The 20,933-nt window shown below is 45.5% G+C and carries 20 protein-coding genes; 6 read left to right on the forward strand and 14 right to left on the reverse strand.

What is annotated here, in order from left to right:
• Positions 1–156 precede the first annotated feature (156 nt).
• A complete protein-coding gene (locus FLAVO9R_RS00700; RefSeq protein WP_159527991.1) occupies positions 157–825 on the forward strand; it encodes a glutathione S-transferase family protein in 669 nt (222 codons plus the stop codon).
• A 137-nt stretch (positions 826–962) separates the two neighbouring features.
• Here the strand turns inward: FLAVO9R_RS00700 and recQ are convergent, their stop codons facing one another.
• The gene (gene recQ / locus FLAVO9R_RS00705; protein WP_159527992.1) at positions 963–2,801 is read right to left on the reverse strand and encodes a DNA helicase RecQ; all 1,839 of its coding nucleotides are present in this window, start codon (positions 2,799–2,801) and stop codon (positions 963–965) included.
• 162 nt (positions 2,802–2,963) lie between these two features.
• On the opposite strand from recQ, the gene FLAVO9R_RS00710 reads away from it, so the two are divergent.
• The 3 genes from FLAVO9R_RS00710 to rarD all read left to right on the forward strand — a co-directional run bounded on the left by FLAVO9R_RS00710 (position 2,964) and on the right by rarD (position 5,988).
• The gene (locus FLAVO9R_RS00710) at positions 2,964–3,458 is read left to right on the forward strand and encodes a thioesterase family protein (protein WP_159527993.1); all 495 of its coding nucleotides are present in this window, start codon (positions 2,964–2,966) and stop codon (positions 3,456–3,458) included.
• A gap of 30 nt (positions 3,459–3,488) precedes the next feature.
• Positions 3,489–4,826 carry a magnesium transporter gene (locus tag FLAVO9R_RS00715; RefSeq protein ID WP_159527994.1) on the forward strand — a complete coding sequence of 446 codons (1,338 nt, stop codon included), beginning with the start codon at positions 3,489–3,491 and terminating at the stop codon, positions 4,824–4,826.
• A gap of 211 nt (positions 4,827–5,037) precedes the next feature.
• Complete coding sequence (gene rarD, locus FLAVO9R_RS00720; RefSeq protein ID WP_159527995.1) at positions 5,038–5,988, forward strand: EamA family transporter RarD; 951 nt, start codon at positions 5,038–5,040, stop codon at positions 5,986–5,988.
• On the opposite strand, the gene FLAVO9R_RS00725 is transcribed toward rarD, so the two are convergent.
• On the reverse strand, positions 5,976–7,232 hold the full coding sequence (locus FLAVO9R_RS00725) for a GGDEF domain-containing response regulator (RefSeq protein WP_159527996.1): 1,257 nt from the start codon (positions 7,230–7,232) through the stop codon (positions 5,976–5,978). The genes rarD and FLAVO9R_RS00725 overlap by 13 nt on opposite strands.
• A 36-nt stretch (positions 7,233–7,268) precedes the next feature.
• Complete coding sequence (gene uvrD, locus FLAVO9R_RS00730; RefSeq protein ID WP_159527997.1) at positions 7,269–9,440, reverse strand: DNA helicase II; 2,172 nt, start codon at positions 9,438–9,440, stop codon at positions 7,269–7,271.
• A 337-nt stretch (positions 9,441–9,777) separates the two neighbouring features.
• Between uvrD and cysE the strand changes: the two genes are divergently transcribed.
• Positions 9,778–10,596: a serine O-acetyltransferase gene (gene cysE, locus FLAVO9R_RS00735; protein WP_159527998.1), complete on the forward strand. Its 819-nt coding sequence runs from the start codon at positions 9,778–9,780 to the stop codon at positions 10,594–10,596.
• 70 nt (positions 10,597–10,666) lie between these two features.
• Here the strand turns inward: cysE and FLAVO9R_RS00740 are convergent, their stop codons facing one another.
• From FLAVO9R_RS00740 to FLAVO9R_RS00775, 8 genes are read right to left on the reverse strand one after another with little or no spacing between them, the layout of a single operon-like run.
• A complete protein-coding gene (locus FLAVO9R_RS00740; protein ID WP_159527999.1) occupies positions 10,667–11,389 on the reverse strand; it encodes an HAD-IA family hydrolase in 723 nt (240 codons plus the stop codon).
• 30 nt (positions 11,390–11,419) lie between these two features.
• Positions 11,420–12,343 carry a tyrosine recombinase XerC gene (locus FLAVO9R_RS00745; protein ID WP_159528000.1) on the reverse strand — a complete coding sequence of 308 codons (924 nt, stop codon included), beginning with the start codon at positions 12,341–12,343 and terminating at the stop codon, positions 11,420–11,422.
• A gap of 5 nt (positions 12,344–12,348) precedes the next feature.
• Complete coding sequence (locus tag FLAVO9R_RS00750; RefSeq protein WP_159528001.1) at positions 12,349–13,044, reverse strand: DUF484 family protein; 696 nt, start codon at positions 13,042–13,044, stop codon at positions 12,349–12,351.
• The gene (gene dapF, locus FLAVO9R_RS00755) at positions 13,041–13,871 is read right to left on the reverse strand and encodes a diaminopimelate epimerase (RefSeq protein WP_013785917.1); all 831 of its coding nucleotides are present in this window, start codon (positions 13,869–13,871) and stop codon (positions 13,041–13,043) included. Before dapF ends, FLAVO9R_RS00750 begins: the two co-directional genes overlap by 4 nt.
• 35 nt (positions 13,872–13,906) lie before the next feature.
• Positions 13,907–15,157, reverse strand: coding sequence for a diaminopimelate decarboxylase (gene lysA / locus FLAVO9R_RS00760; RefSeq protein WP_159528002.1), 1,251 nt, complete (start codon positions 15,155–15,157; stop codon positions 13,907–13,909).
• Complete coding sequence (gene lptM, locus FLAVO9R_RS00765; RefSeq protein WP_232370551.1) at positions 15,157–15,339, reverse strand: LPS translocon maturation chaperone LptM; 183 nt, start codon at positions 15,337–15,339, stop codon at positions 15,157–15,159. Before lptM ends, lysA begins: the two co-directional genes overlap by 1 nt.
• 51 nt (positions 15,340–15,390) lie before the next feature.
• A complete protein-coding gene (locus FLAVO9R_RS00770; RefSeq protein WP_159528004.1) occupies positions 15,391–16,458 on the reverse strand; it encodes an MJ1255/VC2487 family glycosyltransferase in 1,068 nt (355 codons plus the stop codon).
• A gap of 1 nt (position 16,459) precedes the next feature.
• Entirely contained in the window at positions 16,460–16,978 is a 519-nt protein-coding gene (locus tag FLAVO9R_RS00775) for a phosphatase PAP2 family protein (protein ID WP_057794702.1), read from the reverse strand.
• Positions 16,979–17,335: 357 nt separating this feature from the next.
• Between FLAVO9R_RS00775 and rraA the strand changes: the two genes are divergently transcribed.
• Positions 17,336–17,821, forward strand: a complete 486-nt coding sequence (rraA, locus tag FLAVO9R_RS00780) for a ribonuclease E activity regulator RraA (protein ID WP_057794700.1) — start codon at positions 17,336–17,338, stop codon at positions 17,819–17,821.
• 124 nt (positions 17,822–17,945) lie between these two features.
• Here the strand turns inward: rraA and FLAVO9R_RS00785 are convergent, their stop codons facing one another.
• From FLAVO9R_RS00785 to mpl, 3 genes are read right to left on the reverse strand one after another with little or no spacing between them, the layout of a single operon-like run.
• Positions 17,946–18,746: a S1/P1 nuclease gene (locus FLAVO9R_RS00785; RefSeq protein ID WP_159528005.1), complete on the reverse strand. Its 801-nt coding sequence runs from the start codon at positions 18,744–18,746 to the stop codon at positions 17,946–17,948.
• A gap of 34 nt (positions 18,747–18,780) precedes the next feature.
• Positions 18,781–19,416 (reverse strand): flavin prenyltransferase UbiX, encoded by a 636-nt coding sequence (locus FLAVO9R_RS00790; RefSeq protein ID WP_159528006.1) that lies wholly within the window; start codon positions 19,414–19,416, stop codon positions 18,781–18,783.
• Positions 19,413–20,795, reverse strand: coding sequence for a UDP-N-acetylmuramate:L-alanyl-gamma-D-glutamyl-meso-diaminopimelate ligase (gene mpl, locus FLAVO9R_RS00795; protein WP_159528007.1), 1,383 nt, complete (start codon positions 20,793–20,795; stop codon positions 19,413–19,415). Before mpl ends, FLAVO9R_RS00790 begins: the two co-directional genes overlap by 4 nt.
• Between the last annotated feature and the right edge of the window lie 138 nt (positions 20,796–20,933).

Genomic DNA, 20,933 nt, shown 5'->3' on the forward strand with positions numbered 1-20,933 from the left:
AAAATGTGAAGGCTAATAAAAGCGCCATTTACATCAATGAGACACAGTGCAACTTATCACAGATTAAAATTAAACTTCCCCTCTATAAAACGTGTATAAAAGACGTAAGCTAGCAATAATAAAAAAACGGCCTTATTTGGGCCTCAAGGAAGCATTATGCTCACGTTACATCACTTAAATAATTCTCGGTCTCAACGTATTTTATGGCTATTGGAAGAGCTAGGCGTTGATTACAATATTGAACACTATCAGCGAGATAGCACCACTAATCTTGCGCCGGAATCGTTACGTGCAGTACATCCACTAGGTCGCTCGCCTGTACTGACTACCCCTGAGGGGGCAATTGCTGAGTCAGGCGCCATTGTCGAGTACTTAGTTCGCCAGCATGGACAAACACGTTTTACCTCTCCTGAGAGCGGTGAAAATCTGCAGCAGTATTTATTTTGGTTACACTTTGCCGAAGGCTCGCTAATGCCACCCTTGGTAGCTAGGTTGGTGCTTGAAAAGGCCCGTCAAAAAGGGTCTAAACCTTTCTTTATCAAACCCATCACGAATAAGTTAATTGATGGAATTTTGAATGCCTATTATGGGCCAAATTTATCCCAAAGCTTGCGCTATGTAGAGTCTTACCTGGCCCATCACACGTGGTTTGCCGGTGAACAACCCACCGGAGCTGATGTACAAATGATATTCCCGCTGGAATCATTGGTGGCAAGTGGTAATGCCAAAGACTTTCCTGCCATTCGGGAATACGTGAAACGGGTACATGCAAGGCCAGCGTATAAGCAAGCGCTAGAAAAAGGTGGCGAGTACGCGTACGCCTAATGCCCAATGTTGAGCCCTTCTTTGTTTAGATGTAGGTCTATTTAAATATAGGCCTGTTTAGATGCAGGCCTTTGTGGGTATAGGCTCTGGCGAGGAATAGGCTTTAGCTAAACCCATATGCTAACTAAATACTGCCGCTATTGCTCACGATGAATGTAATCGTTTATCAGCTGCATAAAGGCGTCGCCATAGCGCGATAGCTTGGTTTGGCCTACGCCGCTCACATCTAACATAGTGTCGCGGGTGGTCGGTAGCTTAGCGGCCATGTCTACCAGTGTAGCATCACTGAATACCACATACGGCGGCACTTCATTTTCCTCTGCCAGCACTTTACGTAAGTGCTTTAAGCGCATAAATAACGTACGGTCGTAGTTAGCCGGAGCTTGTTTCTCTTTTTTATCTGGCTTGAATTCTAATCTAGGTACCGCTAGCTGTACGGCTACTTCACCTTTTAATACGGGGCGGGCAGCTTCGGTTAACCGAAGCGCGGCGTTGGCGGTAATATCAACCCGAATTAACCCCTTATGAATAAGTTGGTTAATCATATTGTGCCAGTAGCTATCAGATTTGTCTTTGCCAATACCATAGGTTGAAAGCTGGTGGTGCCCCGCTTCTTGCAAGCGCTTTAGTTGTTTGCCGCGCAGTACATCAATAAGGTATTGGGTAGAGGCTTGCTGAGAAAGCCTAAGAATACAAGACAGCACTTTTTGGCTAATGACTAAGCCGTCAATCATGGTGGGTGGATCTAGGCAAATATCACAGTTCCCACAAGCGCTATCACTAAATTGCGAGAAGTAGTTAAGTAGTACTTGTCGGCGGCAGGTTTGCGCTTCAGAAAATGCCTCCATGGCCGCAAATTTTTGCAGTTCAATAGCATTTCTATCGGCCTGCTCACCTTGCTCAATCCACTGGCGTACCCGAGCTGCATCCTTTTCATCAAATAACAACATAGCTTCTGATTCAAGGCCATCTCGTCCTGCGCGCCCTGTTTCTTGGTAGTAACTTTCAACACTTCGAGGTACATCGTGATGCACCACGTAACGTACGTTCGATTTATTAATACCCATACCGAAGGCGACAGTGGCCACCACGATATCAATTTTGTCGTTCAAAAATTGGCGCTGTACTAATTCTCGTTCATCGGCATCCATACCCGCATGATACGCCGCGCAGCGAAAACCTTGCTTGAATAGCTTGGCATGTAAGTCGTCTACTTTGGCGCGGCTATTACAGTAAATAATCCCGCTGCCTTCTTGTTGCTTAACGTAGGTAACAACCTGTTCGAAGGCTTTGTACTTCGACATCACCCGATAACGAATATTCGGTCTATCGAAACTGCCTTTATAAACTAGCGGGTCATTAAGTTGCAGTTGGGTGAGAATATCGCTCTGGGTAGCGATGTCTGCTGTGGCCGTTAACCCAATAACAGGAATATCAGGAAAGCGGGCTTTAATCTGGCCAAGCGCACGGTAGTCGTGCCTGAAGTCGTGCCCCCAATGCGATACGCAGTGGGCTTCATCGATAGCAAACAAGGCTACGTCTGTAGTACGAAGCGTTTGCTGAAAGCCGAATTGAAGCAAGCGCTCAGGAGATACATACAATAAGTCTAACTGGTTAGATACCAGTTGCTCTGAAATTCTGGCTTGCTCTTCATGACTAAGTGTTGAATTTAGATAAGCGGCTTTTACCCCTAAGGCTTTTAACTGTTCCACTTGATCTTGCATTAGCGAGATAAGCGGCGACACAACAATGCCGGTACCCGCGCGAATGAGTGACGGAATTTGGTAACACATAGACTTACCGCCACCAGTAGGTAGCAGTACAAGTGCATCTCCACCTTTGCATACGTGGTGGATGACATCTCCTTGTCCGTCGCGAAAATCATCATACCCGAATACATTTTTTAAGATGCTTTCGGGGGTAAGCGCATCGGAAACGGGAGAAGTGATAGTGGTGTCGGCAATTACAGAAGTCATGACGGGGGATTTTACGCGTTTTTGAAACGTTCTTCACGAAACAAACGCAAAAACTGGACTAAAATTCAGAAGTCATATGAAAAGGTATAACAAATTAAAACAGTGCGGTGAGTAAAAGTGAGCTAACGTCGAATGCCTGTTACTCATAAAAATGGGATCAAAATGCGCTCTTCAGACAATAAAAATATGCCTAGCCGCAAGGATATGATTGCACATGTAATTAGCTTATTTCGTGATACTATGCCGTTTAACCAGCTATTGGGGCTAGAGTTTGTTCGCCCGAATGAAGGGTTAGAAAGTGACTGCATAGAACTTCACGTTTCTTGGCGTGAAGCCTTAACCGGAAATCCACTGCAAAAAATTCTTCATGGCGGCGTGACAGCCACTATGCTAGATACCATAGGCGGTTTGGTCGCTATTATCGAAGCGATTAAACGAACTAACGATGCTGACTTAGCAAGCTTGCAAACCCGTCTACCGAAAATGGGCACCGTAGATATGCGCGTTGACTATTTACGACCGGGTCGTGGAGAGCAGTTTATTGCTACGGCAAACGTTATTCGCGGCGGCGCTAAGTTGGCGGTTTGTAGGATGGAACTTCATAACGAAAAAGGCGATCATATTGCCTTTGGTACGGGTACCTATATGTTGGGGTAGCCGGTATACAATGCATTTTGGAGGTGTCGAATGGCGGAGCCATTACCCGATCTTATCGAAGAGTTTGTAACAGATGGTATGGGTGATGACCCAGCGTCTATTCTTACCGCATTAAGTGGGCAGGATACTGTCTACATTGCCTCCTTATTAGAATCGTTACCCCTAGAGCGACGTCTGGTCGTTTGGGAAGGCATTCCACGTGACCGCAAGCTTAGCGTGCTGGTGGAAATGCGAAGCGACCCTCGTGAAATTCTCATCGACGCCACGCCACATAACGAGTGGGCTTCTATTTTTGCCGATATTGACGCAGAAGACTTACTTGAACTTCTCGATTCATTACCTACACGGTTAGTTGATGTCGCGTACGAAGCACTTGATAGCCAAGAGCGTAAGTATTTCCGCGAAGCGACTCAATTCCCTGACGAACAAGTGGGTCACTGGGTTAGTCATGAATTGCTAGTACTACCCGCCAATGCAAAAGTGAAAGAAGGCTTACGCCTCTTGCGACGAGATATTCCTCAGCACTGCGATAGTATTTACTTGGTGAACCGTTCTGGCCAATTCACTGCACTGGTGAAAATTCATCGTCTTTTTGCGGCGCAAGAACACAGTTCACTGATTAGCATGGCCGAAGAAAATGTCACTATGTTGGTGGGCACCGATGAATCAACCTCCGCGTCATTGCAGGTGCAGCGCTCGGGGCTATCATCGCTACCTGTGGTGGATGAATCTAACAAACTCATTGGTCGTTTAGATATTGCCTCGGCCAGTGAGCTGATGAATGAGTTTTATGAGCGCCAAGTGATGGCCTCGGCAGGTATGGATGAAGACGAAGATTTATTCTCCCCTGTGGCAAAAAGTGCGCGAAACCGAGCATTATGGCTTGGTATAAACTTGCTTACTGCGTTTTTGGCGTCCTGGTTTATCGGGTTGTTTGAAGCTACATTACAGCAAGTCGTTGCCCTTGCGGTATTGATGCCAGTGGTCGCCAGTATGGGGGGTATTGCTGGTAGTCAAACCTTAACGCTTATTGTGCGCGGGCTGGCGCTTGGGCAAGTAACCCCAGCCAACTTACGTGCGCTTATGATGAAAGAGCTCAAAGTCGGGGGGCTAAATGGCGTGATATGGGCGTTGGTGATAGGTATTGTGGCCTATTTCTGGTTTGCCGATGCGCTACTTGGCATGGTGATTTGTCTTGCCATTCTTTTTAATATTGTGGCAGCAGCTCTTGCTGGTGTGTTCGTGCCCTTTATCTTAGACAGACTAAAGATAGATCCAGCGCTATCTGGCTCGGTTATTCTTACCACGGTAACTGACATTGTAGGCTTTGTTGCCTTCTTAGGTTTAGGCACGCTATTTCTGTTATAGCTGGAAAAATAGGTAGGGCCTGTTGACCTTTTCTGTGCATTTTGACCGCAGTATGTGTGCTGTTTAGGTAAGGCGAATGGTTGCAGGTCAACACGCCCTAGACAAACTTTATCGAAAAATACGCCCATTCTGGGCGTGATAGGCTTGTTATCTAGAGCAAGGTAATGAACACTACGCGCCTTTTTTCAGCCTTAAAAAGTGATAGTTAACTATGCGTGCTCAGCAAGCCAGTGCTGCCCAAGTCGGAATAATTTGTGCCATCGCGGCCTACACCATGTGGGGCATAGCGCCAATCTACTTTAAACAGCTTACTATATTGCCCGCGGCAGAAATTCTAATGCACAGGGTAATTTGGTCGGTGTTGGTGCTGGTAGGCTTGATTGCTGGGTTAAAGCAGTGGCCCAAGGTTGCCGCAGCTTTGCGAAATAAAAAGGTGATGCAGGTGTTGTTTATTGCCGGCATTTTGCTGGGGGCAAACTGGCTACTGTTTATTTGGGCGGTAAATAACGACCATATTCTTGATGCTAGCTTAGGTTATTACATCAATCCCCTCATTAATGTGTTTCTTGGGCGGCTTTTTCTAGGAGAAAGACTAAGAACGTTTCAGCGAGTGGCGGTAGTACTCGCTATTGTTGGTGTAGCTATTTTGATTTTCTCTTACGGTCACGTGCCTTGGATTGCACTTATATTGGCGGGCAGTTTTAGTATTTATGGCATTTTACGCAAGCAGGTAGCCGTAGATTCTTTACCGGGTCTTTTTATAGAAACCTTAATGCTATCACCTTTGGCAATAGGGTATTGGCTGCTATTTGGATCGGAATACAGCAACCTTTTTAATAACGATGCTAACTTAAACATGCTTATTTTAGCGGCCGGTATTGTGACCACCGCGCCCTTGTTATGCTTTACCGCAGCGGCACGGCGTATCATGTATTCAACGTTAGGCTTTTTACAATACATAGGGCCAACACTCATGTTCGTGTTGGCGGTCCATTTGTACGATGAACCGTTAGATGAGGCTAGGCTAATCACCTTTGGTTTTGTGTGGTTAGCACTTGCAGTATTTAGTGTCGATTCCCTTATCGCCTACAAAAAGCAGCGAAAAGCCCTAAGGGCATCGTTAAAGGCGACTAACGAAACCAGTGAAACTCAAACCTCTTGAGTTTCTCCGGTTACATGAACTTGATTACGACCTGCATTTTTTGCTTTATACAAAAGCTTATCAGCAGTACTTAACATGGTTTCAATGTTTTGCGTAGGCGTATCGCACAGGCCAATGCTACAGGTTACATTTACGCTTTCTTCGCCTAACTGAATAGCGGTTTTCTCTAACGCGTTTCTGAATCTATTCAACCGCTCTTGTGCGTTATGAATGTCAATTTTAGGCAAGTACACGCAAAATTCTTCCCCACCAAAACGTGCAACCAAGGTATCGTTAAAATGAACTTGTAACAGGTTAGCTACCGCTTTGAGCACAAGATCGCCGGCATCATGCCCGTAGGTATCGTTAATGCGCTTAAAATGATCAAGGTCGATAAGTGCTAAAGCATGCTGCTCAGGTAGCTTTTTATACTGCACGGTAACGGTATAAAAGAAATGGCGGCGGTTAGGCAACCCAGTTAAATAGTCGGTATTGGCAGCGCGTCGAAAGGCTTCTACGCTTTCAATATATTCAATATTCTGCATTACGCGGCATAAAAACTCTTCATGACAATAAGGTAAATGCAAAAAATCGTTCGCCCCGCTTTTTATGAAGTGCGCAGACATGAGCGGACGTTGGTCGCTTGCTAGGCCTATAATGGCTAACTGCTCTTTTGAAAATGCTTTTCGAAGGCCTGAAATAAATTGCGTGCCTGTCATATCGGGAAGCGCGTTATCGGTGATAACCAACCTGATATGCGCATGCTCAGCCAGTATGCTCATGGCATCGTTGGCAGTAGGGCAGTCGTAAACCACAAAATTGTGCCGATAAAGCAGTGATAGCATTTTTCGTCTAGATGAGCGGTGAGTACTTACTACCACAACACCTGTAGATTTGTTCTTCTCTAATCGAAACAGTAAACGGCTTAAGTAATCGTAATTTTGCGCGTTTTCTTTGGGAATGTAATCAACGACGTCTTTTTCTAAGACCTTGTCTCGGGTTTTCGCTTCTAACGTATCGGTCGTGACTATGGTTGGAATGAAGGCGTCAATGGCGAAGTCGATGGCTTCGCCATTCGACGCATCAGGTAAGTTATGAGCAACAATGGCGCACAAGAAACTTTCTGGCATCATAAGCGCAAAACGTGCGCTCGCTTCCGTTAATGAGTGAGCACCCACAGGGGTTAGCCCTGCTTTTCTGACAAGTTTTGATACAACGTCTAAATTTTTATCGCTGTTTTCTATCACCAGCACATTTTGCGGCATATTTTTCTACTTGGGTTCAGGCTTCTTGCCAGATGACTATGCTTTTTCCAATTTAGCATAGGCGAGAACGAGCCATTTTGTACCAAATTCGTCAAAATTAACTTGTACCCTAGCGTGTTCACCACTGCCCTCGTAGTTTAATACTATTCCTTCACCGAACTTGCGATGAGCCACTTTTTGGCCCAACTGAAAGCCAGTTTCTTCAAAAGAGGCATGTGAGGTCGCTTGGCTGAATCGATTATGTATCGGTCGAGAAATCGTAGACTTGAGCCTTACTTCTTCAACACAATCAGCAGGAATTTCACGAATAAAGCGAGATGCCGTGTGATATTTGTCTTGCCCATATAAACGGCGGCTTTCCGCGTAGGTAATATACAGTTTCTCCATCGCGCGGGTCATGCCCACGTAACACAGGCGACGTTCCTCTTCCATTCTGCCAGGTTCATCATTGGTCATCTGGCTTGGAAACATGCCTTCTTCAACACCGGCCATAAACACCATAGGGAATTCGAGCCCCTTTGCGGTGTGAATAGTCATCATCTGAACCGCATCTTGATCGGTACCCGCTTGGGTTTCGCCCGCTTCTAACGAGGCGTGAGCAAGGAAGGCTGACAGCGGCGTCATTTCTTCTGCTTCGTCGGGTACGGTAAATTGCTTACAAGCCGTAACTAATTCTTCTAAGTTTTCTAGGCGCGCTTGGGCTTTCTCGCCACGTTCGGCCTGATACATGGCGTACAAGCCTGACTGCCTAATTGCCACATCGGCGTGTTTTTCTAATGGCTCGTCTACGGTAGCTTGTTCAAGCTCGGTAACTAACAGCACAAAACTTTGAAGGGCGTTAAGAGCACGGCCTTTTAGCGCATTTTCATTAATGAGTAGTTGGCTAGCCTGCCACATTGAGCAGTTATGTGCTCTGGCAGCTTCTCGTACTTGTGAGAGGGTCTTCTCACCCATACCGCGAGTTGGCGTGTTCACCACACGTTCAAAGGCGGCATCGTCATGAGGATGATTCATCATGCGAAGGTAGCCAAGTGCATCTTTAATTTCTTGGCGTTCGAAGAATCGAAGACCACCATAAATGCGGTACGGTGTCCCTTGGTGAAGTAAGGCTTCTTCTAATACCCGTGACTGAGCGTTATTGCGATATAAAATGGCGGTGTCTTTTAACGCATTGCCTTGGTTCAACCAGTCTTTAATTTTCGACACAATAAAGCGGGCTTCATCTAACTCATTAAACCCCGCATAAACAGAAATGGGCTCGCCATCGTTGCCATCTGTCCAAAGCTCTTTACCTAACCGCCCTGTGTTGTTATCAATAACCGTATTGGCGGCTTTCAAGATGGTGCCCGTAGAACGGTAGTTTTGTTCTAATCGTATCGTTGTGGGGTTATTGAAGTCTTTTAAGAAATGCTGAATATTATCAACGTTCGCACCACGCCAGCCGTAAATAGATTGGTCGTCATCGCCCACAATCATAATATTGTTTTGATTGCCGCTACACAGCATGCGTAGCCATGCGTATTGGATGTTGTTGGTATCTTGGAATTCGTCAACTAATACGGCGCGGAAACGTCGTTGGTAATTAGCGAGTACTTCTGGGTTTTTAGCCCAAAGTTCGTGTGCACGCAATAATAGCTCGGCAAAATCCACAAGCCCAGAGCGGTCGCACGCGTCTTGATACGCGGCGTAAATTTCACGCATTTTTTGCTGGGTTTGGTCGTTGTGGGTTTCAATATGTTGAGGGCGTAGGCCTTCGTCTTTATTGCCGTTGATATACCACTGAATTTGGCGAGGCACCCAGTGCTTTTCGTCTAAATTCATGGCTTTTAAAATACGTTTAATCAAACGGTATTGGTCGTCTGAGTCAAGAATTTGGAAGTTTTCAGGTAAATTAGCTTCTGCATGGTGGGCGCGAAGCAGCCTGTGAGCTAATCCGTGGAAAGTACCAATCCACATATTATTCAGGCCACGACCCATCAACGATTCTATTCGCCCACGCATTTCTTTCGCGGCTTTGTTAGTAAAGGTTACGGCTAGTATGGAAAAAGGGGCAATGTTTTCCACTTCCATCAGCCATGCTATACGATGTACTAATACCCGTGTTTTACCACTTCCCGCGCCAGCTAATATGAGGGCGTTAGAAAGAGGGGCTGCTACCGCTTCACGTTGTTTGTCGTTAAGCTCGTCAAGCAGTCGGGATACATCCATAATATGGTCAACCTAATTTGTCTAGTTTCAATGCTGCAACATTATGCCAGCTGACTGTGAATTTATACAGGCTTGTTTGATGAAGCTGAGCGGCTAGTGGGTAACTTTTACGATGAATTTAGCCCTGTTAAGGTGATACCGGCCGTATTCACGAGCGGGTTATCGATAAGTTGAACAATTTTCACGCTTGAAGCGTAGTCTGTAGGTGTTGTTTTTATGATGGCTCATGTACACTTCGAGCCATTATGTTGCCTATTGCAATCTAGGCCTTTAGCGTTTTGTGCCATTTACCCGCAGTTAAGCGGGGTTTGAACTTTACTTTTACAGGAACTGCCTCATGCACGCACTCTCTCCATCGACTGACTTTTGGTTATCGTTAAAAAAAGAAGCGCAAACTGTGGCAAAAAGTGAGCCGCTATTAGCTAGCTATGTTCATGCCTGTATTTCAGCTCATCATAATTTTGAGTCGTCGTTAAGTTTTATTCTATCAAGCAAAATGGCTGATGAAGTGATGCCTGCTATTGCCATTCGTGAAGTGTTCGATGAGGCCTACTTGTTAGAGCCGTCGATTAGTGAGTCGGCTATGGCAGATATTAATGCAATTCGTGCGCGAGACGCCGCAGTAGATGACTTCTTAGTGCCACTTTTGCATTTCAAAGGGTTCCATGCAGTGCAAGTTCACCGTATGGCGCATTACTTGTGGTTGCATGGTAGACATCAACTTGCTTTGTTCTTACAAAGCCGAAACTCGGCTACCTTTGGCGTAGATATTCACCCTGCAGCGAAAATAGGTAAAGGGGTGATGTTCGATCACGCCACCGGTATTGTCGTAGGTGAAACAGCGGTTATTGAAGACAATGTCTCTATTTTACAAAGCGTCACGCTTGGCGGAACCGGTAACGAGTCGGGTGACCGTCACCCTAAAATTCGCCAAGGCGTGTTGGTTGGTGCGGGAGCTAAAATTCTTGGCAATATCGAAATTGGCGAAGGGTCTAAAGTGGGGGCGGGTAGTGTTGTGTTAAACAATGTTCCGCCGCACGTTACGGTAGTCGGTGTGCCGGCTAAAGTGGTGGGCCGCCCGGTATGCCAGCGTCCTTGCGATTCTATGCGCCAAAACGTGTTAGAAGACAATCAGCCTTATTCGCAAAAGCCTTAAGTAGTGATACCTTAAGAGCAAGTACCTTAAGCGCCAGTACCTTAAGAGCAAGCGCTACTTACTGATTTACTTATAAGAAGTAAGCTAACTCGTCTAACGAATCTAATGCCACGTGAGGGAGTACGGATGCTCTCTCACGGGGTAAATGCATTTCTCGGTTGCATGCAAACCAAGCAGACTGAAACCCCGCATTTATCGCCCCATACACATCTTTAATAATGTTATCGCCCACGTGCAATATATTTTCCGGCGCATCTCCTATAAAGCTTGCTGCTTCATCGAACATAGCCCGTGAAGGTTTCATAGGTCGGCTAGTACTGGCATGTAAAATGGTATCGAAATAAGGCGTAATACCTATTTGGTCAGCGTTTACATTGCCGTTAGTAATACCTACCAGTGTTATATTCTCACTTAAAATCGATAAGGTTTTATGCACATCATCAGCCAAATCAAACTCGCTTCTGGCATGATAAAAACAGTCGAAACAGGCTTGCACGGCAGCATCTAACGTGTGGGTGTCTTGGGGTGGAATATCATGTATCAATGCCGCATTTAACACCGCTAAGCGAAGCTTTCCCATATCAGATGAATAAGTAGGATTGGCCGTAATAGCATCCCGCTTTAGCTGTTGCCAGTGTGTAGGAGTTAATGCTGCTGCTTTGGGGTGATATTGCTTTAAATGCGCATTTAAGGCCGCTTCTGCTTGGCGAATAATAGGTTCGTTATTGTATAAGGTATCATCAAGATCGAAGGTCATTGCCTTCACGGAATTAATGGCTCTGAAGAACTGCATAATAGTTAAAGGCCTATATTCAAAAGAGGATTATTTTTTGTGTGCTCTAGGGTGCGCGGCATCGTAAACCTTGGCTAAATGCTGAAAATCTAAATGGGTATACACTTGCGTGGTAGATAGATTGGCATGGCCTAATAATTCTTGCACCGCACGTAAATCGCCGCTCGACTCTAATACGTGCGTAGCAAAAGAATGGCGCAGTTTATGCGGGCTTACTTTCTGACTAAGGCTTTGTAATTCTGCCATTTGGTTAAGCCGATTTGCGACTTGGCGATTTGAAATGCGCGTTTTGCGCTTGCTTACAAAAATAGCGGGTTCATAGGGGGAAGCGTATGCGGGGCGCACGTTAAGCCAAGCATTCAGCGCCTTTTGCGCTTGTCGGCCAAGGGGCAAAATACGTTGTTTACTGCCCTTACCGGTCACTTTAATGGTGCCGTCTTTTGGGTAGTCGCTTAAATTTAGGCCGGTTAGTTCACTTAGTCGAAGTCCGCAGCCGTAGAGCAATTCAAACATGGCTACGTCGCGACAAATAATGCCTTCATCGGTATCGCCGCTGGCGGCTTGTTCATTCGCCAACAACTGCTGCATTTCATCAACGCTAAGCTGTTTAGGTAATGGCTTACCTTGTTTTGGGGCTTGAATACCTTCCACGGGATTACTGAAAAGCTGTTCGTTATCAATAAGGTATTGGCAGAAGGTACGAAGAGCAGATAACCGCAATGCTATGCTACGGGGTTTATGCCCGTCCATTTTTGCTGCTGCCATTACGCGTTTCACATCAGAGGGTGTCATACCCGACCACTCGTAAAGCCCTAAAGTAATGGCAATGCTGGTAAGTTGTCTGCGATAGTTACTGATGGTAAGCGGCGATAAACCGCGTTCAACTTGTAGGTGGAGTAAAAACTTTTCAAGCCAAAGGTGGCAAGGTTCGCTAAGTACGGTTTCCGTTGTCACGAAAACTAGTACCCCATCATCTCAGGCAAAATAATATTAAGCACTTGCTGTAGCTGTTGTAGCAACAAGGTGTCCATATCAGGGGTAAAATGGCTTGCGTCACTGCTGCTAATACCCAAAATACCAATATCTTGGTTGTCGCCTAATAGCATTAGGGCAACAGATTCTGCGCTGCTATCTCCGAACAATAACTGGCGTTCGTGCTGCGATAATCGTCCGAAAAAGAAGTTCGACGTTTTAAAGCGTTTTTCGGTAAATAGCCTGCGTTGTAACTCAGGAATAGCGTGAGGGCCTTTGAAGCTTTTTATCACCGCAGAAGATAGCTGCAAACGTTCTTGCAACACATCTTCAAGGGTGAACTGTACTTCTGCCACACTTTCGCAACGCAGCAACTGCACGTTTAAGTCGGTGTACACGCGGTAAATTTTTTCGTTTTGCTTGGCAATACTCACCAGTTGCGTAAGTTTATAATTCAATTGGCGAACTTTTTTGCGCAATTGCTCACTTTGAATCTCAACCAGCGAGACGCTGCCTTTATGCGAATGAGGAATTTTGAGCTTTTCGAGTAGTTCGGGGTGTTGAGCAAAAAAATCAGGGTTTTCTAACAAAAAAGCGCGAACCTGTTCTGAGGAAACATCGCTGTCGCCAGAAAACACTTCTACTACCGACGATGCGCTAGCTTGTCCTGATAATTCACTCATAAATTTATATGTCCGTCGTACACATGGTCGGCGGGCCCTGTCATTTTCAATACATTATCTGGGCCTGGCCAACGGATCCGTAAACTGCCTCCGGGCAAATCTACCCGAACATCTTTGCTTAATTTACCTTGAATCTGACCGATTGCAACTGCTGCGCATGCACCACTGCCACATGCCAAGGTTTCACCCGAGCCACGTTCGAATACGCGCAATCGAATGTGTGATTCATTAATAATTTGCATAAAGCCCACATTCACGCCCTCTGGAAACCGTTCGTTGCGTTCAACGAGGGGGCCTATTTCTTTAACGGGAGCGGTATCTACATCTTCCACTTCCATTACGCAATGCGGGTTACCCATAGATACGGCACCGTAAAACAGGGTTTTATCGTTTACGCGTAATATATAGGTATTTTCTTGCTTGTTCGCTTTCAGTGGAATTTTAGCCGGCTCGAATTCGGGCTTGCCCATATTCACGGTAACTTGGCCGTCTTTCTCTAAGTACAACACCATTTTTCCGGCTTTGGTACTCACCACAATTTTATTGCGGTTAATTAAGCCCTTTTGCTTTACGAAACGTGCAAAGCAACGAGCACCGTTACCACATTGTTCTACTTCAGAGCCATCAGCGTTAAAAATGCGATAGTGAAAATCTTGTTCAGGATCGTAAGGCGGTTCAACCATAAGCAATTGATCGAAACCTATGCCGAAGTTTCGATTTGCTAGCTGCTGTATTTTGTCCTTCGAGAAAAAGACGTTCTGGGTGACATTATCAATCACCATGAAGTCATTTCCCAGACCGTGCATTTTTGAAAACTGAACCTGCATTAACCGCGCATCTTTATTATGAGTTTAACCCTAGTTTACGTAAGTTTGTGCTCACCTTTCCAGAGATCTTTTAGAATTTCTCTTTCACGTACCACAATCGTTGCATCACCATCTACCATAATCTCTGCTGGACGGCAGCGGCTATTGTAGTTTGATGCCATTGCAAAGCCATACGCACCGGCGCTTCGTACTGCTAGTAGGTCAGTTGGTTCGATAGCAAGTTCTCGGTCTTTACCGATGAAGTCACCGGTTTCACATACCGGGCCTACCACATCATAATTGCGTGCTATGGCAGTGCTTTCTTGTTTTACTGGGATGATATTTTGCCATGCAGAGTAAAGTGCAGGTCGAAGCAGGTCATTCATAGCTGCATCAACAATAGCGAAGCTTTTCTCTTCACCTTCTTTAATAAACTCAACCTCAGTGACTAAAATACCCGCGTTTGCGGCAATAGCGCGGCCAGGCTCTAAAATGAGCTTAAGGTTCTCACGACCCACCATTTTTTCCGCCATCGCCGCAGCGTAAGCTTTCGGGTGCGGTGGTTCTTCATCGTTATAAGTCACGCCTAAACCACCACCAACATCTAAGTGATCAATGGTTATGCCGCGCTCGGCTAATTCATCGATAAGCAGCAATAAACGCTCTAGTGCATCAACAAATGGGCCAATTTCAGTTAATTGTGAACCGATGTGGCAATCCATACCTACTACATTCAAGTGAGGAAGTGATGCGGCAAGTTCGTAGGTTTGCAGCGCGCGTTCGCGGGCAATACCAAACTTGTTTGCTTTTAATCCTGTTGAAATGTACGGATGGGTTTTGGCATCTACATCTGGGTTGATGCGAAGCGAAATTGGCGCCTTTTTGCCAAGCGATTCTGCTACCGCGTTAATACGATGCAATTCAGGCTCAGACTCTACGTTAAAGCACATAATGCCTTGTTCTAACGCATAGCGTATTTCGTCTGCTTTTTTACCTACACCCGAAAATACCACTTTACTGGCATCGCCACCGGCTTCAATAACACGTGCTAGTTCACCACCAGAAACAATGTCAAAACCAGAGCCAATTTTGGCTAATGTACTTAGTACACCTAAGTTTGAATTGGCCTTTACTGCATAACAGATAAGGTGAGGGTGCTCACCAATAGCATCATTAAAGGCATGCCAATGGCGCTCTAAAGTTGCCCGTGAATACACATATACAGGGGTTTGGTACTGTGCAGCAATATCTGCAACGGCAACATCTTCAGCGAAAAGCTGGCCGTTTTTATAAGCGAAAAAATCCACTAGTGAGATTCTCCTGGTGTGGAGGCGGGTTGGCTTTGCGTGTTTGGTGAAGACGCTGTTTCGTTTGGCTTTTCAGTAGGCGTCGTTTGCTCTGGCGCTTGTGGAATATACAGCGCCCCTTTATAGCCACAACCACTGAGTAGAATGGCTGCGAATGTAACTAAAACCCACTTCTTAAGCACGAAAAATCCCGCGAATACGACAATAAATGCCGTTATCATCGCATTGCGTGATTAAAATGCAAGAGACAATAAGCGTTCTTGTGTTTTATCACCGTAGTGAACCTCTTTCCACAATGAATCACATAGGCTTTGTGTATCTTGCAAGTCACCTTTTTTGAGCCAATCAATTAGTATATTTGGGTCGTCGGGGAACTGAATAGCTTCTATGTCTAATGCTTCTAGCCACTCTTCAACAATATCCGTATCCAATTGAAATAGGGTGTGGCAAAGGTCGAGCTTATTGAGCGTTAGTACATTCGACAGCTGTTCAAATTGGCCATGAAGAGGTTTGATAAGTAGCTTCTTGCCGAGTTGCAAGGCTTCGCTAGAAAGCTCAAAACCTCCATTCGCAATCACGCCGTTACAATGCTGAAGTGCACGTTGGAAATGCTCTTTTGACGTAGGGTTCCACTGAATGTGTCCTGCGTCTTTAATTTCGCTAATATCGGGGTGGAAGCATTGAAATTGTTGATCGCTTAAAGGCTCCAGCATTTGTTGAACGTCGCTGACATCTTCAAATGGTAAGTAAACTAACACATGACCTTTACCTGGCACTGATAACGGTTTGTCTGCCACAAAAGGAGGAATGATCGGTTGATTAAAGTGAAACCAATGTACCCCTAATTGAAGGTCGGTAGGGGCGAACTTTTTCATTAGCAGTCGATCAATAATGGTGTCGCCAGATTTTGGCACATCGTAAGAAAATGCTGCTTGGTGACTAATTGAAATTGACGGTATCTGCTGTCGCTTCGCTGCCCACGCGGTGACAGGTTCGAAGTCGTTGACGAGAAGGTCGTACCCGCTCGCATCAAAACGTTTCACGTCTTTTAGAAATTGACTGATATTGGCTTCTTTAATGGTTTGCCACCGGTCTACGCGGCCACTTTTAGTAACAAAGCTTAAGCCCGTGTAGGTGCGATAGTCGCCAAATACATCCATATCGAAATATTTATCGGGTTCACGGCCTGTGAAAACAAAATCTACTTCAACATCTGAACGCTTAGCTAGCGCTGTCGCCATAATTCGAGCACGAGCAATGTGCCCGTTTCCGGTGCCTTGCACGCCATACAATAATTTCATGTTACCCCAGGATGGAAATACTCAACGATGCGATAGTGATACCAAGTAACATACCTGCAACTACATCTGATGGGTAGTGCACGCCTAGCAAGACGCGAGACAGGCCGATTAGGGCTGCCCAACTGTATGCCAGTACCGCGAATGGTGGATAGTAATGCGCTACAATACTTGCCATTAAGCAAGCGGCAGCAGTGTGCCCAGAAGGCAGAGAGAATTTATCGGATGGCGTAACGTGTGCTGTTAAATCCAATAGAAAATCGCAAGGGCGCGGGCGCTTGAACATTTTCTTAAGCAGCACATAGATAGGTAACTCCAGCGCATATGCCATCAGCGCTGTATAGAGGAAAAGTTCACCATGCTCGGGTTCAAAAGCCCACAGTAAGGCGCCAATAACCAAGTAAAGGTATCCATCTCCGGTTTTTGATAACCAGATGATACTGCGACAATCTCGTTTTACGGTAAGACTGTATAAGCGGTAGAACAAATTTGTATCGTATTTGGTCAAGGATTTAAGAAGCATTAGCCTTGCCCCCTTTCGATTGATTATTGAACAATTTAAAAGCATTCTGTGACCAACCAGTGACAGAAAAAAGAAACCTTTATGACAGATGACATGCTGTGTTGGTCACGCTGTACCGCACCTATTAACTTCTATTTAGTGCAGTGAGGTAGCGAGTCAGTTTTTATAAAAAGCTAAGCAAGTTACGTGCTAAGTCGGTGAAAATGTCTTCACTAATGAAAGTGGTAGTCTATTTAGTGGAAAGGTTGTTGCTGTTTCCCTGAAACTTCATAAATCAGGCGTTTTCAACTAACGAATTAATGCTATGCTAGAACAAGGTAAATAACCTACTACTCTCAATTAAAGTAAGGTAGAGCAATGGATTACAACACTTCTGAATTGTGCGATTTATTTGCAGACAGCGTCGACGTAGTTGACCCTATCTTCGCAAGCTTTGGCGGCCGTTATTCTTTTGGTGGCGAAATCACCACGATTAAGTGTTTCGAAGACCGTGGTCTTATTGACCGTGTATTGGCTCAACCTGGTGCAGGCAAAGTACTGCTGATTGATGGTGGTGGTTCAACACGTCGTGCCTTATTCGATGCAGCCCTTGCTCAAGTGGCAATAGACAACGACTGGGAAGGCATCGTGTGTTACGGCAGTGTACGTGAAGTGGATAACTTAGCCGAATTGGATATTGGTGTGCTAGCGGTAGCGGCTATTCCCGTTAATGCAGAAAGCGAAAGCATTGGCGACGTTGATGTACCGGTAAATTTTGGTGGCGTAACTTTCCTACCAGAAGATCACCTTTATGCTGATAGCACAGGTGTAATTCTCTCACCAGAACCCCTTGATATAGACTAAAGGTTTTATAGTAGCTCAGTTGGCTAAAACCTATAGCGAATTCATGTGATTCAGGTAACAAAAAGCGCAGACAGCTGAATGAAGTGTCTCCGCTTTTTTTGTGCCTAAAATTTACAATTAGCGCTTACTTATCAAACGTTTCGTTCAAGTACATGGCAAGTCGAATACCTGCCATTTGTAAACGCTGCTTAGCCGTAGGAAGATGCCGATATAAGTAATCGTAACTCATATTGTTGGCATCTTCAGGGTAAACTTCATCACGAATTTTAGTGCTTTCTTCAATCCATACCAAAGGATCTGTGGTTGCCCAGCTACGAATGTCACTCGGTGTGATGTGTTCTGTGAGCCATTTCGTCCATTCTGTGTAAGACAGTTTGCGTTGCTCTAGCATTTGAGAGTCCCACACCCGATGTAAATTAGAGTTCTGCCAAAAGAAATTTACTTTTACATCATTGCCGCCGCGATCGCTGCCATCACCCGCATGCAGGGGTTGGTGTAAATCACCAATGATGTGCACAACAAAACGTAGCGCTAAGCGTTTTTCTTCAATAGTGGCTGAGTCGCTTTTTAACGTTTTTGTATAGGCTTCAAGTGCAGTAACTGCGTCGCCTTGGCGAGGTGCGCCAACGTCAGCATAACCTTTCCCTTGAGGGACTGTTACATAGTGCCAATGGGTAGATATCTTTTGCCAAAACTCGCTTGGGTTTGAGCGCATTTCATCTGCATAGGTTGAAGCTTCTGCTAGTGAACTGTTTGGCAGAAGCTCTGATAAAGCAGCTTGAGATAGAGGGCTTAAATACTGCTGCGCAATGGCGCCAGTAACCCGATGGCCAGTTTGGCCCCACCCAAAAGCTGGCGACGAAACAAATAACGTAATAAGTGAGCTTAGCGCAACGGCGAAAGTCCTATTTCTCAACGCTGTCATTAATTTTCCTTTGTTCTATTTTTTAAGTGTGTAGTTAGGTTTTAGGGGTATGTTTAGCGGTTTCATAGCCCCATCGTGCCACTAGCGATTGTTCAACGCCGAGGTGATCTAGAATACGGGCTACAACAAAGTCGACCAAATCTTCAATGGTCTTGGGGTTATGATAAAAACCAGGCGCCGCTGGCATTATTGTCGCACCCATTTGTGACAGTTTAAGCATATTTTCCAAATGGATAGAAGAAAGTGGCATTTCTCGAGGTACTAATATCAATTGGCCTCTTTCTTTTAGCACAACATCAGCGGCGCGCTCAATTAAGTTATCACTGGCGCCAATGGCAATAGATGAAAGGGTGCCCGTAGAGCAGGGGCATACTACCATTTTAGCTGGTGCGGCTGAGCCTGACGCAACAGGAGAAAACCATTCTTCTTTCCCAAATACTTGCACTTGACCAGGCTTACCGCCGCAATGCTCCATGAAAAAAGCACTGGCGTCTTCAGGTCTAGCGGGAATTTTTATATTTTCTTCTGTAGCCATCACCACTTTGGCGGCAGAAGAAATAAGCACATACACTTGGTAGTCAGCTTTTACTAACGACGTTAATAGCGAGAGTGCGTATGGGGTGCCGGAAGCACCCGTAATAGCTAGGGTAATTTGCTTATCATGTTTCATTTTTCTACCTCGATTGACGGGGTAAGTACGCTTAAAACACGGCTGTGGATGCCTTCAAACCCACCATTGCTCATGATAAGTACATGATCGCCAGGGCGCACTTCGCTTTGCAATACTTTTACAATGCTTTCAACATCATTGAATACGGTGGTGGGCGCTGGGCTATTCTCCGCAGCTTCCTTCAACGACCAGTCTAGCCCTTGAGGTTCATATACATAAACCGCATCAGCGGCTTGCCAAGAATGTGCGAGTGTATTTTTATGCACCCCCATTTTCATAGTGTTAGAGCGAGGCTCAAGTACGGCAAGAATACGGGCATTCCCTACTTTCTTGCGAAGGCCGTCAATAGTGGTGGCAATGGCGGTGGGGTGATGAGCGAAATCATCATAGACGGTTACCGGTTTACCTTCAGCCGCGAGTGTCACCGAGCCCTTTACTTCCATACGCCGTTTAACGTTCTTAAAGCTTGATAGTGCTGCGACAGCGTCGTTAAGGGGAACGCCTGCATGATGAGCCGCGGCAATTGCCATGAGTGCATTATCTACATTGTGCTGGCCTAATAGCTCCCAATGTACTGTACCGACAACTTGATTGTCGAACAGTACATTGAATTGGCTACCATCTTTATTGATAAGCGCTGCAGACCATTCTTTGCCTAGAGATTGGCGTTGTGTCCAACAACCTTTTTTAAGGGTTTCCTCAATAGCGGGCGTGTGGTTGGGTGTAAGAATAAGGCCATTTTCAGGTACCATGCGCACAAGGTGATGAAACTGAGTTTGAATGGCGGCTAAGTCAGCAAAGATATCGGCATGATCAAACTCTAAGTTATTAATCACCAGCGTTTTAGGACGGTAATGGACAAACTTCGAGCGCTTGTCGAAAAAGGCGCTGTCGTATTCGTCTGCTTCAATGACAAAAAACGGGCTTTCTCCAATACGGGCCGACACGCCAAAGTTTTCAGGCACACCACCAATAAGGTATCCGGGGTTTAATTCGCTGTACTCTAAAATCCACGCCACCATACTGCTGGTGGTGGTTTTGCCGTGGGTACCCGAAACGCCAATTACCCATCTATCTTTTAACAAGTTATCAAGCAACCATTGCGGGCCACTGGTATAAGGTAAGTTTCTGTTGAGTACGTACTCAACCGCTGAATTACCGCGAGACATGGCGTTACCAATAATAACGATGTCAGGAATTGGCTCGAATTGGTCGGTATCGAAGCCTTCGGTGAGCTCGATGCCCAGAGCTTCAAGTTGGGTACTCATGGGTGGATACACGTTGGTATCAGAGCCAGTGACCTTATGGCCCAAGGCTTTCGCAATGGCTGCGATGCCACCCATAAAGCTACCGCAAATACCTAAAATATGTACATGCATAGCGAATTCTCATTTTTTACTGCATTGAATACTGGCTACTTTATCAGAACCGTTGCAGGTTAAATAATGCATTTTCACTCATAATGCCCGCTTTCACTGGTATGTTGTGTAGATTGGCAGCACCTGCCTTATTCCACT

This window comes from Alteromonas sp. 38, assembly GCF_902506055.1.
Taxonomy (GTDB): Bacteria; Pseudomonadota; Gammaproteobacteria; order Enterobacterales; family Alteromonadaceae; genus Alteromonas; species Alteromonas lipotrueae.

Bases quoted from the DNA above. Each gene is read 5' to 3' on its own strand.
- FLAVO9R_RS00700 (WP_159527991.1), top strand. From the start codon at position 157: ATGCTCACGTTACATCACTTAAATAATTCTCGGTCTCAACGTATTTTA.
- recQ (WP_159527992.1), bottom strand. From the start codon at position 2,801: ATGACTTCTGTAATTGCCGACACCACTATCACTTCTCCCGTTTCCGAT.
- FLAVO9R_RS00710 (WP_159527993.1), top strand. From the start codon at position 2,964: ATGCGCTCTTCAGACAATAAAAATATGCCTAGCCGCAAGGATATGATT.
- FLAVO9R_RS00715 (WP_159527994.1), top strand. From the start codon at position 3,489: ATGGCGGAGCCATTACCCGATCTTATCGAAGAGTTTGTAACAGATGGT.
- rarD (WP_159527995.1), top strand. From the start codon at position 5,038: ATGCGTGCTCAGCAAGCCAGTGCTGCCCAAGTCGGAATAATTTGTGCC.
- FLAVO9R_RS00725 (WP_159527996.1), bottom strand. From the start codon at position 7,232: ATGCCGCAAAATGTGCTGGTGATAGAAAACAGCGATAAAAATTTAGAC.
- uvrD (WP_159527997.1), bottom strand. From the start codon at position 9,440: ATGGATGTATCCCGACTGCTTGACGAGCTTAACGACAAACAACGTGAA.
- cysE (WP_159527998.1), top strand. From the start codon at position 9,778: ATGCACGCACTCTCTCCATCGACTGACTTTTGGTTATCGTTAAAAAAA.
- FLAVO9R_RS00740 (WP_159527999.1), bottom strand. From the start codon at position 11,389: ATGCAGTTCTTCAGAGCCATTAATTCCGTGAAGGCAATGACCTTCGAT.
- FLAVO9R_RS00750 (WP_159528001.1), bottom strand. From the start codon at position 13,044: ATGAGTGAATTATCAGGACAAGCTAGCGCATCGTCGGTAGTAGAAGTG.
- dapF (WP_013785917.1), bottom strand. From the start codon at position 13,871: ATGCAGGTTCAGTTTTCAAAAATGCACGGTCTGGGAAATGACTTCATG.
- FLAVO9R_RS00770 (WP_159528004.1), bottom strand. From the start codon at position 16,458: ATGAAATTATTGTATGGCGTGCAAGGCACCGGAAACGGGCACATTGCT.
- FLAVO9R_RS00775 (WP_057794702.1), bottom strand. From the start codon at position 16,978: ATGCTTCTTAAATCCTTGACCAAATACGATACAAATTTGTTCTACCGC.
- rraA (WP_057794700.1), top strand. From the start codon at position 17,336: ATGGATTACAACACTTCTGAATTGTGCGATTTATTTGCAGACAGCGTC.
- FLAVO9R_RS00785 (WP_159528005.1), bottom strand. From the start codon at position 18,746: ATGACAGCGTTGAGAAATAGGACTTTCGCCGTTGCGCTAAGCTCACTT.
- FLAVO9R_RS00790 (WP_159528006.1), bottom strand. From the start codon at position 19,416: ATGAAACATGATAAGCAAATTACCCTAGCTATTACGGGTGCTTCCGGC.
- mpl (WP_159528007.1), bottom strand. From the start codon at position 20,795: ATGCATGTACATATTTTAGGTATTTGCGGTAGCTTTATGGGTGGCATC.